The sequence below is a fragment of the Hymenobacter volaticus genome (assembly GCF_022921055.1).
Taxonomy (GTDB): domain Bacteria; phylum Bacteroidota; class Bacteroidia; order Cytophagales; family Hymenobacteraceae; genus Hymenobacter; species Hymenobacter volaticus.
In genome coordinates this window covers 3,058,367-3,073,434 of the sequence record NZ_CP095061.1, presented here as the reverse complement: position 1 = coordinate 3,073,434, position 15,068 = coordinate 3,058,367, and the positions used below count along the sequence as shown (strand labels likewise).

The window sequence follows — 15,068 nt, the reverse complement described above, 5'->3', positions numbered from 1 at the left end:
GTATTGCTTACTCCACCACGACGCGGCTTAGTTGCGTGGCTTCGGGCGTCACAATCTGCACCAGATAGAGGCCGGCGTGGAGTGCCGAAGCATCAACTGTCACTTCCTGGCTATTCATCGGGCGATTCTGCTCGAGCACCACGCGACCGGTTGCGTCGCGCAGCGTAATGGTAGCTGTGCGGGCCATGTTGGCTGCAAGATGCACCGCAAAGGAACCGTGGGTTGGGTTCGGATAGATCTGCACGGTGCTTTTCTGGATGCTGGCCTGCTTGTTGGCCAAAATCAGGTTGCAAGGCGCTACGCCGGGGGCATTCTGGTCGACGATGCGCTGGAAGTACTCTTGGTAATACTGATTTACCATGCGCTCATCGTGGATGATGAGCGTGTTTTCGTCGTTTTCGGTGTTGGCGGCGGCGCTCCAGTTGTGCGAGCCAACAAACAACGTCGGGTCTGACTGCGAGGAGCGGGCATCAACCAGCACGTACTTGTGGTGCATGGTGCCGGGCACCGCATCGAACAGCACGCGGGCACCGAGGGCCGAGCGCAGGGTGGCTACAACGCCAGCCTGCGAGTCGGGTTCATCATCGAGCAGCACGCTGGAACAGGCGGTGATGTTGGCCGCTTGCACCTGGTTGCGAATGGCATCGGCAATTTCGCCGCGCGTGATGAGCATGGTGGCTACGTGCAGGTCGTTGTTGGCCGTTTGAATAGTTTGGATCAGGTGCTCCTGCACGTTGTCGGTGGGCGAAAACCACGATTCTACTGGTTTGCCGGCAATGCTTAGGTAGTGGGGCGTGTTGTCGGTTTTGGCGGAGCCGAACCGGGTGGTACCGCTGGTGCCGCTGCCCCACATTTCGTTGAACTCTAGGGTATAAACGCGCGCCAGGCTTTGATCCTGAATGGCAATGGCGCTGTTGCGGTCAGAGGCAAGCTGCGCCGGAGTCCAGTTGGTAGAGCCAGTCCAGACCCACGGGCGGTTAGGCTCGGTGCTATTGGCGTCAATCACCACAAACTTGTTGTGCATGATAGCCGTCTGGGTGTTGCGGGCCACGCGCGGAATAGAGGAATTCAAGCCAGCCAGACTCACGTTGCTGTTGCCGCCTTCCGATACGACTCGCACTTGTACGCCGCGTGCTTTGGCCGCATTCACGGCACTCAGAATTACAGGGCTGTTCCAGTTGTAGATGGCAATATCGAGCGTTTGCTGCGCTAGGTTGATGTAACGAGCCAGCGTGTCGGCAATAGTACCGTTGGGCAGGTACACGGCATTGTTGCCGGGCAACGCCGGGGTGGTATTCACCGGGTTGTTGAAGTAGCTGCGCATCTTGCCAGACGACGAGGAGGCCGTAATCATAGGTACAGCACCTAGTTCCGAGCGGCCATTGGCATTGCTTGAGCTTACTTTCACGTAGTAGATGGTGCCAGGCTGTAAGCCGCTGATCGACAACGTATGTTGCGTGCCCACAGTGCTGCTGTTTACTTGCTGCGTGAGCGTGGTAGGCGTTAGGCCATACTCCGCGCGAGCGTCGCCAGCGTTTTGAGTCGGAAAGTTGATGGTGAAGCCGGCAGTAGTGATGTTGGTTACCGACGGCGCGCCCACGACGTTGGGCGTATTGCCGAGGCCAAAGTCGGAGTAGAGCCGAGGAACGAACTGGTAGCCGCCCGTACCGGTCGTACTGAACTGGCTCATAATACCAGTCACATCGAAATTGCCGTTTGGGGCAATTTTGCCTACCACACCGTTGGGGCCAGTCGACGAAACGCTAGGACGCACGATGGCGTTGGTCGTACCGTTGAGCAAGTAATTGGTGTTGCCTGAAAACGTGTAAAACGAACCGCCCGCCGTGGTGGTCAGGCGCGTGTTGCCGGTAATACGAACCAGCTGACCCTCGTAGGCTTCGGCGAAAACGCTGCTTGAATTGGCTGCTGCTACCGTAACTGCGGGTCGAACTGCACGATTCTTGGCCAGAACCGTCACGGAAGCAACAGGGTCCATTTCCAGCAAGCCACTGAAGTTTTTCAACGTACCGCTGATCTGTATACTGTCGCCGGGCACGAGGGCATCGAAGCCCGCCGCCGAAGTGGAGTATGTTGCCAAACCGGCCGTACCGTCTTGCAGATAGCGAATTACGCCAAGCTCAGCACCATTGGTAACGACGCCGCGCACTGTAACGGTAGCCCCAACGCCAGCGGTGCGGGCCGCAGCAATGGTAGTAACGGTTTGAGCCTGAACGGGCCGCATCGAGGCAGTTCCAAGCAGCAAGGCCACAAGGGTAAAGTTCTTCATATAGGCAAAAAGAGCAAAAGGGAGGTAAGCCTGGAATTATGGTAGAAAACCAAGCTTAAAGATGCTCTTTTTACTGGAATTAAAGTTGAGCTGAGTAGGTGAAAACATGGAAAGTCTACCCCTAAAAAGCGCCATATAAAGCAGATCGAAGTTAAAGTAGCTGGCTTGCTAACATCGCAAAACTATCCGTCATGCTGAGCGGAGTCGAAGCATCTCGCGTGCTGATGCTACCAAACTAATTCAACGATCCGAGCAAGATGCTTCGGCTCCGCTCAGCATGACAATGCCATTGCAACGATTTCAAGTTAGTTACTTCGTTGCGTTGCGCTCAGCATCGAGCGTTTTGGTGGCGTTGGTAACCTCACCACATTCGATTTTCGGCGAGCTCAGCATCACAGTGCCATACCAGTACCGATTATGACGTTCATGCGAAATCCCGCTACATAATATTCACTTCGGGATGTAACTCTATCCCGAATTTCTCGCGCACCGAGGTAATAATTTCGAAGGCTAAGTCGCGGATGTCCTGGCCTTGGGCGCCGCCGTGGTTGACGAGCACCAGCGCCTGCCGGTCGTGGACGCCGTGGGGGCCGCGACGGAGGCCTTTCCAGCCGCACTGCTCAATTAGCCAAGCCGCGGGCACCTTCACGCCGCCGGGTACGGGGTAGCCAGGTAAGTCGGGGTACTGCGCTTTCAGCTCGTCGTACTTGTGCTGCGAGATTTCCGGGTTTTTGAAGAACGAACCGGCATTGCCGATTTCGGCGGGGTCGGGGAGCTTGCTGCGGCGGATGTGCACCACCGCTTCGCTCACGTGGCGAGGTGTGGGCTCCTCGGTGATGCCGAGGTCCTGCAAGGTGGTTTGGATGGCGCCGTAGCTGATGTTGGTTTGGGCCCGCCGGTGCAGGCGCAGCACCACACTCGTGACGATGTACTGGTTTTTGAGCGGCCCCTTGAACACGCTTTCCCGGTAGCCAAAGCCACATTCTTCCACCGAAAACGTGCGCAACTGGCCAGTTGCCGTTTCCAGCGCCTCTAGTTCCTCAAACGTGTCTTTCAACTCGGCACCATACGCCCCAATGTTCTGCAAGGGGGCCGCGCCCACCGTGCCCGGAATCAACGACAGGTTCTCGATGCCGCTCAATTCCTGGTCGAGCGTGTATTGCACCAGCCCGTGCCACGACTCGCCCGCCCCGGCCCGTACCAGCGCTGTATCCTCGTCCTGGCCGATAATTTCCAGCCCTCGAATTTCATTTTTCAGCACCACACCGTCGAAGTCCTTGGTGAAAAGCAAGTTGGAGCCTCCGCCGAGAATTAGCCGTTCTGCTTGCTGCACTTCGGGCAGGGCCAGCAAAGCCCGCAGTTCTTCGGTGGACGTGAAGCGGGCAAACAGCCGGGCCTTCACGTCCAGATTAAACGTGTTGTAGGGCCGAAGCGAAATATCGTGTTCGAGGGTAGGAGCCATGCGGAAAAGAAAAACCTAGACCGCAAAGATAGGGCGCCGTGGGATGGAGGTCGTAGAACCCGTAGACAAACCCGTTAGCGACGTTCCTGACTGGTTGCGTCGGAGTGGCGTATCTGGCTTTTTATCTGCTTGTTTGGAAAGGTATTTAGCTTTAGTGCTTTTCTAACTCCGCATACGTACTGTAGTATCCATGAAGAAATTAATCACCAACCTTACCTTCTGGGTACTGACGGCCATCGTAGCCGGAGCGCTGCTTGGGCATTTCGCCCCCGCTACCGCCGTCGAGATGGACGTGCTCGGCAAGTCGTTTATCAACGTCGTCAAGCTGTTCATCAACCCGATCATCTTCCTTACTATCACGCTCGGTATCAGCAGCATGGGCGACCTGAAAAAGGTCGGGCGCGTGGGCGGGAAGGCGCTGCTGTACTTCGAAATCGTTACGACGTTGGCGCTGATTATTGGGGTCGGCGTGGCTCACGTCATCCAACCGGGCGCTGGCGTAACCACCAGCAACCTCAATGGGCAAGCCGTAGGGCAGTACACCAAGCAGGCAGGCAGCTTCTCGTGGCTACAGTTCCTAGCCGATAACCTGACCCTGCAAGTGTTGCTGGTATCCATTGTGCTGGGCATGCTCCTGAGCCGCTACAGCGGTCGGCAAGTTATCATCGACAAGCTCAATGTTGCCTCGAAGTACGTGTTCAAGGGCCTGCATTTCGTGATGGTATTTGCGCCTATCGGGGCCTTTGGCGGCATGGCCTATACTATTGGCAAATACGGCGTGGCCACACTGATTCCGTTGGCCAAACTGATGGCTACCGTGTACATCACGATGGCGCTGTTCGTGTTTATCGTGTTGGGCGCTATTCTGCGCTACTGCGGCATCCGGATGTTGTCGTTTCTGAATTACATCAAAGAAGAACTGCTGATTGTGCTTGGTACCTCGTCGTCGGAGGCAGGGCTGCCGGGGCTGATGGAAAAGCTGGAGCGAATGGGCTGCGCCAAACCCGTGGTGGGGCTAGTGGTGCCGGCGGGCTACTCGTTCAACCTCGATGGCACGACCATTTACTTGTCCCTGGCTACCATCTTTCTGGCCCAAGTATTCGGGGTGGAACTTACCGTAGGCCAGATGCTTACCATAATCGGAATTTTAATGGTAACCAGCAAAGGCGCTGCAGGCGTTACGGGCTCGGGCTTTGTGGTGCTAGCCAGTACCCTCACAGCCGTGAAGGTGATTCCAGTGGAAGGGTTGGCGCTGCTACTCGGCGTTGACCGATTCATGTCGGAAGCGCGTTCCATCACCAACTTCATAGGCAACGGCGTGGCCACTATCTTCCTTTCCCACAACGAAGGCGCCCTCAATCACGCGCAAGCCGCCCTAGTTCTGAGCGGAAATACCACCGTTTCAGCCTCGGCAGAGAGTATGCCAGATTCTGCCACGTCTGTATCTAACCTTCCTGTAGAAGCAGAGCCTGCAAAAATTCCGACCAGAAAGTAGCTTGGCCCAAGGAGTTCTTGAACCTCTTTCAACTGAACAGGCCGTCCTGCTTACAGAAGCGGGACGGCCTTTCAGTTAGGATGAATACGTGTACTCTACCGCACCCGGTACCCGCTCAGCGAGTAGAACAGCAAGTAGGCGTAGCATAGCAGGGGCACCGCAAAGGCCACGCGTAGCCCGCCGCCGTGCGTAGCCAGCCAGCCCATGAGCGGTGGAATAATCGCGCCGCCCACAATAGCCATTACCAAGTACGACGAGCCTTGCTTGGTGAAGCGCCCGAGCCCGGTAATGGCCAGCGGGAAAATAACCGGCCACATAATCGAGTTCATCAGCCCGCAAAGCACGATTAGCCACAACGCCGTTTCGCCACTGCTCAGGATAGAAGCCCCCACCAGCGTCACGCCCGCGGCGCACACGGCCACCAGCAAAGCACGGTTGTGAAACTTAAGCAACAGCGGAATACCAATCACCCGGCCCACCAACGAACCAAACCAGTACGATGACACCAACACCGCGCCCACTGCCTTCGTGAAGCCAGCAGAGGTATCAATCGGAGCCGGGGACTGGCCGAAAAGCGTAATGGCGTAGTTGGTAGCCACATTCAAGCCCCGCACCAAGCTTTGCGTGAAAGCGGAGAGTTGCTGAATGCCCTGCGCTTCGCCGTAACGAATCAGGAACGAGCCCAGCCCGACTTCCACCCCCACGTACACGAAAATAGCCCCGATGCCGAGCAATAGATGGGGAAATTCCAAGGCGCTTTTGCGGCGTACTATTCGCAAATGGCCTTCTTCGTCCCATTCGGCCCCGCGGGTTTCTTCCTCTACGGGCAGGCTTTCGATTTCCGGCAGCTTCACCACGAAAAAGAACAGACCCGCTAGCAGCACCAGAAACGCCGCCAGTCCCAGGTACGGCGCTTTCACCAACTGTGATTCTTCGCCTAGCCGTTGAGCCAGCGGCAATGCGGCTAGCCGCGCCTTTAACGTTACCGAGCCGCCAAACAGCACCAGCCCGCCCACCAGCGGCGACAGCGCACCGCCAAAGTTGTTGGCCACACCCACGATGCTCACGCGCGCCGCCGCCGAACGAGCCGGTCCCAGCACGCTCACGTAGGGGTTAGCGGCCACTTGCAACAGCGTAATACCGGCCCCAAGCACTGCTAGCGCCGTCAGAAACAAGCCAAAGGCACGGGAGTCAGCGGCCGGCACGAACAGCAGGGCCCCAGCTGCCATTATCAGCAAACCAGCCACAATGCCGCGCTGGTAGCCCAATCGTTTCAGCACCCAGCCCGCCGGCAACGACATCAGGAAGTACGCCCCAAAAAACGCCGACTGCACCGCCGACGACTGCAAATCGGTGAGCTGGCACACGTCCTTGAGGTAGGGCATGAGCACGTCGTTGAAATTGGTAACGGCTCCAAACAGGAAGAACAGGGCCGTCATGGCCACCATCGGCAGGGCGTAGCTGCGGGCCGGAGCGGCGGTTGAGGTAGGAGGAGAGGAGGTGAGAGGAGTAGCCATACCGGCAAAATAGGCAGGAAAAAGAATAGCTGGAGATTAGGTCGGCGCAGGCAAAGGCAGTAGCCCGCAATGCCGCGGAGGTAATTATTCGAAATACGCAGCAGACAAGCACAACTGCCCGCGGCTGGAACCGTGTTCGTAACGGCTGATAGTTCACTTATTGTCAGCTAGTAACAGCATTTTCTTTATCAAAGTAATTTGCCCTAGATGGTAGTGGGTATGTTCAATAATGCCGTGAATATTTCGGTAGTAGGTCCCGTACTTCTTGTCCGAAAAGTCCTCCCAGAGCTTGCTTTCGAGCAGGCGCTCTATTAATCCGGCAAATAGCTCGGCATCGGTCCAGGTCTTGTCTAACAAATTCTCCCAGTCTTCTTGAGCGAGGATAGGAGGATGGTTGAAACTATAGGCATCCTTGGCTTGAAGTGGTTCGCCTTGCAGTACCTGCAAGACTGCGCTTACATAGTACGTTGTATGGTAGACGAGGACGGCAATCGTATTAAACGTTTGAACCTTGGTTATAGCATGTTGCCAGGTTACGTCAGTTAAACTCTCTTTTAGGTTTACGGAAGTCCAGTTTCCTCCAAAATAAACCCCTCTGAATTGCGTTGCTACGTGTTCTGATAAGTTCATAGAGTTAAGAACGTTGAAGAGTAGGGGGCTCAATCACCATCCATATTCTAGCCGCTACAAGCCCTGACAAGGTATTCGTTTGTGGTTATACTATAAGCCTTAGTGGCTAGCAGCCAGCAACTTCGCAATCAATTGGAGTAGCCGCTTTGCTGTCTCCTTACAGCGGGAATTGCTTGCGCAGCGCCTGGTACGCGGGGGTGTCGTCGAGGCTGGTGAGGCTCTCGAACATGCTGATAAAGGTGCGGACGAGTTCCGGGTCGGTGGTTTGCATGGCGCGGGCGTCGGCTACCCGGTCGAGGTTGTACTGGCCTAGAAACACGACCAGTGCCCGAAACGGCTCGTGCGATTCGGCGTTGAAGCGAATCAAGAGTTGCAGCGGCAAGACGGGCAGCGTACGGTGCAGGGGCAAACCGGCCGCTTTTTGCTCGTGGTGGTCGGAGAGGGAGGCGAAGGTTTCTTGTAGCTGGTGCAGCGTGGCTAGGTGTTGCGCGCGGTGCTCGTTCCAGGTGTCGGCCGTGATGGGCGCATCGGGGTGAAACTGCTGCCACACGCCCTGCACGTAGTGATGGAACAGGCCGTTGTGGTCTTGGGTAGGAGGGAAGGCTTCGGGCGTTTCGTCGGCGGCCAGCGTGGCCAAGTAAAACTCGCGGGCGTCGCGGGCCCGCTCCAGCAGCAAGTCATGAATCTGGTTGGTGAGGGCGCTCAACTCCCGCTGGTTGAGGGGCGGGTGATGGTGGCGGACATAAAACGTGCCAATAGCGGCCGAATCGGTCATGATGGCGAGGTACTCACTATTTTCGGCTTCGGCCAGAAACTTTTTAACTTCCTGCATAATAGGCTGAAAGCCTTTGTACAGCTCCCGCGTGGCGTCGCTGATGGTGGTAACGGCCATTTTGATTTGCTCTTCCACTGCCGTGCTTCGTTCCACTAATTGACGGGTTTCCTGCGCCAGTTGATGCATTTCTTCGAGCGCCTTGTCGGCGTTGCGCGAGGCATCATCGGCGGCTTTCCAGCTCTGGAAAGCCACAAACAGCCCCAAAAATGAAGCTACGCTGCCAATAATGGAGTAGTGCCCGCTCATCGCCTCGGAGGCCGTTAGCCCAAGAGCCATCAAGCTCACAAAGAGGATTAGGTAGAACAGTGAGCTTTTATTGGGGTCGAAGAGAAACGAGTTGCGGGCCATAACAAGGTGCAGTGAACAGGATTGCAACCTAGCAGGACTTTTCTATAGTCTTGCATCGGTTGCCGGCCAATAGTACCGACCTTTGCCGTTTCACCTCACTACGCATTCGCATGGCTCAATCCCGCCGCTCCGCTCCGTTCTACATGACGGCCACCACTCAATTTGGCTTGGAAGAAGTGCTGGCCGAAGAACTGTATCAGCTCGGGGCCACCATCGACAAGGTGGGCCAGCGAGCCGTCGAGTTCAGCGGCGACATGCAGCTTTGCTACGAAGCCAACCTCTGGTGCCGCACCGCCATCCGTATTCTGCGGCCTTTCGCTGGCTTCTACGCCCCCGACGAAAAAACGCTTTACCGCGAAACTGGCCGCATTAATTGGGCGGACTACATCCAGCCCGACCAGACGTTTGCCATTACGGCCGTCGTCAACAAGTCCAACCTAGAGCACTCGCTGTTTGTGGCGCAGCTCACCAAAGATGCCATTGTCGATCAGTTCCGCAACCGCACCGGCGAGCGGCCCAGCGTCGACGTGAAAAACCCCGATATTCGGTTGCACCTGCATATGATTGAGAACGAGGTGGTACTCAGCCTGGATTCCAGCGGCGACTCCCTACACCGGCGCGGCTACCGCCAGCAAACCAACGTGGCCCCGCTCAACGAAATCCTGGCCGCGGGTATCCTGCTGCTCGCCGATTGGGACGGCCGCAAAACTCTCGTCGACCCCATGTGCGGGTCGGGCACCATCCTCACCGAGGCGGCCTTGATTGCCCAACGTATTGCGCCCGGTCTGTATCACCAAGGGAATTTCAGCTTCCAGAACTGGCCCGATTTCGACCAAGCCCTGTGGGATTCCGTGCGCCTCGACGCCGAACAAGCCCGCATCGAAGAACCACAGGCCCTCATCGTCGGCTCCGATATTTCCGCCGAGTACATCGACTTAGCCCGTGAAAACGTGTCGGCGGCGGGCCTGGAAGACTTTGTTCGCCTCGCTGTGCGCGACGTAAAGGATGCTACCGCCCCCAAAGGCGAGCCAGGCCTCGTGGTGATGAACCCACCGTATGGCGAGCGGATCGGCGAGGAAGCGGAGATGGATGCACTCTACAAAACCATTGGCGACACGCTCAAATCCGGCTTTGCTGGCTACGATGCCTACATCTTCACTGGTAATCTGGAAGCCGCCAAGCGCGTGGGCCTGAAGGCTTCGCGCCGCATCCCGCTCTTCAACGGCCCGATTGACTGCCGCCTGCTGAAATACGAGTTGTACCAGGGCAGCCGCCGCCCCAAATCCGCGTAGGAAAACTGTTTGCCACAGCCTCTTTTACGCAGTAACCTAATCGGTGAAGCGCTACCGCGTACCTTTGCAGGCTAATCCCTTGCCTCATGCCCTCATTCGTTGAACTTGGCCTCGCGCCCGCCCTTCTGCAAGCTCTGGAAGAACTCCAGTTCACCACGCCTACGCCCGTGCAGGAGCAAGTGTTGCCCCTCACCCTCGATGGGCAGGACGTAGCCGGTCAGGCGCCCACTGGTTCCGGTAAAACCGCCGCGTATGGTTTGGGGCTGCTGCAACAAGTCGACCTGAAAAATGACGCGGTGCAGATGATTGTGCTGGTGCCAGCACGCGAGCTGGCCTTGCAGGTGCGCGATGCCCTCAAGCGGATGGGCAAATTCTTGCCTAATCTGCGCGTGGCCGCTTTCTACGGTGGGCACGCCTTCCGCGAAGAAACCGCGTCCCTCAAGCAAGCTCCCCACGTAGTGGTAGCCACGCCGGGCCGCCTGCTCGACCACTTCGAGCGGCGCTCCATCATCCCAAACCAACTGAAAACGTTGGTGCTCGACGAAGCAGATAAGCTCCTGGAACTAGGCTTTCAGGACGAACTAGTGGAAATAGTAAAGCGCTTGCCCCGCCGCCGCCAGACCCTGCTGTTCTCGGCGACTATGTCGGACAAGGTGCTGGAGTTGATCCGCAAGAACTTGACTCGTCCGCGGGTTATCAACCTCGGCCAAGACGAGGACCGGCTGCCCGAAAACCTGAAGCTGATTGGCCATGTAGGCCCGATTGAGATGAAGCCCGCAGCCTTGCTGCACCTGCTCCGCCAGCCCGAAACCGGCCGTGCCCTGATCTTCTGCAATACCCGCGAGAAGTGCGTTGAACTGGCTCGTTTCCTGCAAGGCCGCGAAGTAGCGGCAGAGGTGTTGCACGGCAAGATGCCCCAACCTGAGCGCGACAAAGCCTTGCTCAAGCTCCGCAACGGCTCCAGCCAGGTTCTAGTAGCCACCGACGTAGCTGCCCGCGGCCTCGACGTGACCCTGCTCGACACCGTAGTGCAGTACGACGCCCCCGACAAAGCCGACAGCTTCCAGCACCGGGCCGGCCGTACCGCCCGCGCCGGCGCCGAAGGCACGGCGCACCTGCTAGCCACGCCCAAAGAGCAAGCCCACGTGCAAAAGTGGCCGGTAGCCGCCAGCATCCAGTGGCGCGATATGAAAGCGCCTAAACTACCGCCCGCCGCTCCCAAAGCTCCCAAGCCCGAAAACGTCACGCTGCACGTATCAGCTGGCAAAAAAGACAAAGTCAGTGCCCACGATTTAGTAGGTGCCTTCGTCAACGTGGGCGGTGTCACGCGTGAGCAAGTGGGCCACATCGAGGTGTTCGACTACTACAGTTACGTGGCCGTACCCCGCCAAATGGCTCCCGATGTGGTGCAACGCCTGCTCGGCGCGAAAGTCAAAGGCAAGAAGGTGCGCGTATCGTTGGTGGAGTAAAGGCCAGCTTGGCAGGCTAGTTCTGCAAATCAGAAATCAAATAGCCCATGTGCTGACATTGCCATAGTAACGGTCATGCTGAGCGCAGCCGAAGCATCTCGCTTGAATTGTTGCACAAGCATTAGGGTTTACCACCCTAGCGAGATGCTTCGGCTGCGCTCAGCATACAATCCTTTTGGTAATATCCTTAGTTGCTACTTGGGGCGTAGGCGTCGATAATTTTGTTTACTATATCCTGCGGCTGTTGGCCCGCCAAGGGAAGCTGAAGAGCATAGGTTGGCTTTTCTAGCGTTGCCAACTGAGAATCGAGGAGGGAGGCGCTCATGTAATGGTTTTTGCGACCGAGCAGGCGGCTTTGTAATAGCTCCCGCGAGCCGTCCAGAAATGCCCACCGCAGCGGTAATTGAGCGCCGGCTTGTAGGGTTTGCCGATAGGTTTCTTTCAGTGCCGAGCACGCCAATACGGCGCCCCCCGCCTTTTCCCACTCTCCGATACCGGCGGCTAAATCGGCAAGCCAGCCCTGCCGGTCGGCGTCGGTGAGGGGGATGCCGTTGCTCATCTTGGCTATGTTGGCGGGTGAGTGGAAGTCGTCGGCATCATGGAAAGGGAGGCCTAGTTGCTTGGCTAATAGGCGCCCGATGGTGGTTTTGCCGCTGCCCGACACGCCCATTACGATAAATACATTACTGGCCATAACTCGTCGACTTTCAGAAGTTGCGTGGCTGTTGTACGCATATTTTCAAGCTCCAGTGTAGCTTAAATGGCTAGGTCGCCAGATAATCGCTGGTTCGGGCGATAATGGCCTGTAAATCAGCTGCACGTGTTCTAACAGAATGTGCCTCTACAACCAGCAGACTATAAAACTGCATTCAGCACGAAAACTCCGATCAACCCGATGATTGACACCAGCGTTTCCATCACTGTCCAGGTGGCCAGGGTTTGAACGATGGTGAGGTTGAAATACTCTTTAAAGATCCAGAACCCGGAATCGTTGACGTGGGAACAGGTTAAACTGCCGGCTCCTACAGCCAACACCATCAATTCGGGCTTCACGCCGGTAGTAGCCAGTAGGGGCAGCATCATGCCGCCAGCCGTTAAGGAGGCCACCGTGGAAGATCCTAGGCAGATGCGCAAGATAGCGGCAATGGCCCACGCCATAAACAAGGGCGACAGGTGCATGTCGCTGAACAAGTTGGTGATATAAACGCTCACGCCGCTGTCCACCAGAACCTGCTTCAAGGCCCCGCCTCCGCCAACAATCAGCAGAATCGTAGCAATACCGGCAATAGACGACGAAAATAAGTCCATAAGCTCTTTCATGCTTTTGCCACGGTTCAGGCCAAGCAGCACCAAGGCCACCAGCACCGATATCAGCAGAGCCAGGTTCGGGTCGCTGATGAATTCTACCACTTGCCGAACCTTGGAATCGGCTGGCAACGTCAGGGTGGCTACGGCTCCCAGCGTCATGAGCATGATGGGCGTGAGCACCGTAAATAAGCTAACCCCGAAGCCGGGCATTTCTTCTTCGGTGAAATGCTTGGGCATGGCAATGGTGGTGGGCGCGGTGGGGTTATAGCGCTTCAGGGTGCGGGAAAAGATGGGCCCGGCAATGATGACGGCGGGCACGGCAATAGCCAATCCGTAGAGCAGCGTGAGCGAAAAATCGGCCTTGAACAGCGCCGCAATAGCCGTCGGGCCGGGGTGCGGCGGCAAGTAGCCGTGCGTAACGGACAGGGCCGCCACCAGGGGCAGACCGACATACAGCAACGGCAAGCGGGTGGAAGCGGCTATAGAAAACACCAGCGGCAGCAGCAACACGAATCCCGCCATGTAGTACATCGGCAACCCCACCACAAACCCGGTGAGCAGCACCGCCCACTGGATGTGCTTGATGCCGAAGGTTTTAATTAGTTGATACGTAATTCGTTGCAGGGCCCCGCTATCAATGAGCAGCGCGCCCAGCATAGCCCCAAAGCCAATAATCATCACCACCGAACCGAGGATGCTACCGAGCCCGTTCTGGACGGAAACCAGTACGTCCTTGGCCGCCATGCCTTCTGCCAGCCCGAGTACAACTGCTACCACAATCAACGACACAAAGGCGTTGAGCTTGAAAACGATGGTTAGAATTAGCAGCAGAACAAGCGCCGCCACGACAATAAGTAAAGGCATAGGCTGAAAAGACAATGAACGATGAGGACCTGCGAGCAAATAAAAGACTCAGACTACTTGCATCTATAGTTCAGGTAAGTAGGGCTACACACGCGTTTAGAGCTTGTGGAAATACGTTTTAGCTTCCTGGTTGCACCGGGCCCGATACCAGTTCAAGCGGTAGCAGAATATACAGGTTAGGGCACGCTCCCGCCCCCGCAACAAGGTCGGTGTGGTGCTGTCGGTGGGTCGGCCGCTACTTGTACAGAGGCTTGACCAGCATGCGGAAGGATTGGTACTAAAATCAGTAAATTTATTGCTGATCTGTAGTTCATGCGCTGAATATACAAGAGTTGGCATGCAACGCTGCACACAGAGGAGTTCGACGACCAAGAAAGAGGGTAGAACAAGGTCTCGTCCTTTTCTCTAGATTGCCCGCTGTTCTTCGCGCTAGTTTCTCTGTAGCCTCAACTCAGATCAAGGAAACCCCAAACCTCAACGGCCTTGAGAGCAGTGTCAACCGAAAACCGAATTGCCGTGTGCTTACTCGCAGCGGTGCGTCTCGCTACTGATTCATTCCCACCCATATCTTCCTCACATGCTTACTTCTCGACGTGGTTTTATCAGAAATGCGGTGGCCTTTGGTGCTGCGGCTAGTGCCTCCCCGTATCTATTTGCCGAGAGTGCTGCGGCAAAACCATTTTTCGAAATCTCGCTGGCCGAATGGTCGCTTCATAAATCGTTGTTTGCCAACAAGATCAGCAACCTCGATTTTCCGGTAATTGCCAAAAAGCAGTACGGTATCAGCGCGGTCGAGTATGTTAATCAGTTTTTCAAAGACAAGGCCGAAGACAAGAAGTACCTAAGTGAATTGCTGCTCCGCTGCCGCGACAACGGCGTGAAAAATCACTTGATCATGATTGACGGGGAAGGCGAGCTAGGTTCGCTCAGCGAGCCGGAAAGAACCAAAGCCGTTGAAAATCACTACAAGTGGGTGGACGCCGCCCACTACCTTGGTTGCCAAACGGTGCGGGTGAATGCCTTTGGCAAAGGCTCGGCCGCTGATGTGCAACAAGCCGCTGCCGCTGGCCTCAACAAGCTAGGCGAGTACGCGCAAAAAGCCGGCTTGAACGTGATAGTGGAAAACCACGGCAGCTACAGCTCCAACGGCGAGTGGCTGCTGGCCACCATCAAGAAAGTCAACCGCAGCAACGTCGGCATCTTGCCGGATTTCGGCAACTTCTGCGTCCGGCGCGATACCGGCGAGTTGTACCAAGGCAAGTGCATCGAAGAATACGACAAATATAAAGCTGTGCAGGAGTGGATGCCGGTTTCCAAAGGCGTTAGCGCCAAAACCTTTGACTTCGATGCAGCCGGCAACTGCATCGAAACCGACTACAACAAGATGTTCCGCATCATCAAGGAGTCTGGCTTCAAAGGCTATGTGGGCATCGAGTACGAAGGCGAGACGCTAGGCGAAGAAGACGGTATCAAGAAAACCAAAGCCCTATTGGAGCGAGTTGCTAAGACCTTAGGATAATAAGACAAGCAGTAGCATGACCGTTCTTATGATTCTCAATAG

General features: G+C 56.4%; 11 protein-coding genes. 4 read left to right on the top strand and 7 right to left on the bottom strand.

Features of this window, described 5'->3' with window-relative positions:
• Window positions 1-7: 7 nt before the first annotated feature.
• Together MUN86_RS13400 and murB are read right to left on the bottom strand one after the other, a co-directional pair.
• Complete coding sequence (locus MUN86_RS13400) at window positions 8-2,287, bottom strand: phospholipase D-like domain-containing protein (RefSeq protein ID WP_245118446.1); 2,280 nt, start codon at window positions 2,285-2,287, stop codon at window positions 8-10.
• A 439-nt stretch (window positions 2,288-2,726) separates the two neighbouring features.
• The gene (gene murB, locus MUN86_RS13395) at window positions 2,727-3,749 is read right to left on the bottom strand and encodes a UDP-N-acetylmuramate dehydrogenase (RefSeq protein ID WP_245118445.1); all 1,023 of its coding nucleotides are present in this window, start codon (window positions 3,747-3,749) and stop codon (window positions 2,727-2,729) included.
• A gap of 190 nt (window positions 3,750-3,939) precedes the next feature.
• Between murB and MUN86_RS13390 the strand changes: the two genes are divergently transcribed.
• Entirely contained in the window at window positions 3,940-5,244 is a 1,305-nt protein-coding gene (locus MUN86_RS13390; RefSeq protein WP_245118444.1) for a cation:dicarboxylate symporter family transporter, read from the top strand.
• A 95-nt stretch (window positions 5,245-5,339) separates the two neighbouring features.
• Here MUN86_RS13390 and MUN86_RS13385 read toward each other — a convergent pair whose 3' ends face one another.
• From MUN86_RS13385 to MUN86_RS13375, 3 genes are all read right to left on the bottom strand, one after another.
• A complete protein-coding gene (locus MUN86_RS13385) occupies window positions 5,340-6,761 on the bottom strand; it encodes a sugar MFS transporter (protein ID WP_245118443.1) in 1,422 nt (473 codons plus the stop codon).
• A 153-nt stretch (window positions 6,762-6,914) separates the two neighbouring features.
• Window positions 6,915-7,391 (bottom strand): hypothetical protein, encoded by a 477-nt coding sequence (locus tag MUN86_RS13380; protein ID WP_245118442.1) that lies wholly within the window; start codon window positions 7,389-7,391, stop codon window positions 6,915-6,917.
• Window positions 7,392-7,548: 157 nt separating this feature from the next.
• Window positions 7,549-8,574 (bottom strand): YpbF family protein, encoded by a 1,026-nt coding sequence (locus tag MUN86_RS13375; RefSeq protein WP_245118441.1) that lies wholly within the window; start codon window positions 8,572-8,574, stop codon window positions 7,549-7,551.
• A gap of 110 nt (window positions 8,575-8,684) precedes the next feature.
• Between MUN86_RS13375 and MUN86_RS13370 the strand changes: the two genes are divergently transcribed.
• Together MUN86_RS13370 and MUN86_RS13365 are read left to right on the top strand one after the other, a co-directional pair.
• Window positions 8,685-9,866 (top strand): THUMP domain-containing class I SAM-dependent RNA methyltransferase, encoded by a 1,182-nt coding sequence (locus MUN86_RS13370; RefSeq protein ID WP_245118440.1) that lies wholly within the window; start codon window positions 8,685-8,687, stop codon window positions 9,864-9,866.
• Window positions 9,867-9,952: 86 nt separating this feature from the next.
• Entirely contained in the window at window positions 9,953-11,335 is a 1,383-nt protein-coding gene (locus MUN86_RS13365; protein WP_245118439.1) for a DEAD/DEAH box helicase, read from the top strand.
• A gap of 187 nt (window positions 11,336-11,522) precedes the next feature.
• Here the strand turns inward: MUN86_RS13365 and MUN86_RS13360 are convergent, their stop codons facing one another.
• Together MUN86_RS13360 and MUN86_RS13355 are read right to left on the bottom strand one after the other, a co-directional pair.
• A complete protein-coding gene (locus MUN86_RS13360; protein ID WP_245118438.1) occupies window positions 11,523-12,029 on the bottom strand; it encodes a gluconokinase in 507 nt (168 codons plus the stop codon).
• 161 nt (window positions 12,030-12,190) lie between these two features.
• On the bottom strand, window positions 12,191-13,507 hold the full coding sequence (locus MUN86_RS13355; protein ID WP_245118437.1) for a gluconate:H+ symporter: 1,317 nt from the start codon (window positions 13,505-13,507) through the stop codon (window positions 12,191-12,193).
• A gap of 577 nt (window positions 13,508-14,084) precedes the next feature.
• On the opposite strand from MUN86_RS13355, the gene MUN86_RS13350 reads away from it, so the two are divergent.
• Window positions 14,085-15,026, top strand: a complete 942-nt coding sequence (locus MUN86_RS13350) for a sugar phosphate isomerase/epimerase family protein (protein ID WP_245118436.1) — start codon at window positions 14,085-14,087, stop codon at window positions 15,024-15,026.
• Window positions 15,027-15,068: the final 42 nt, after the last annotated feature.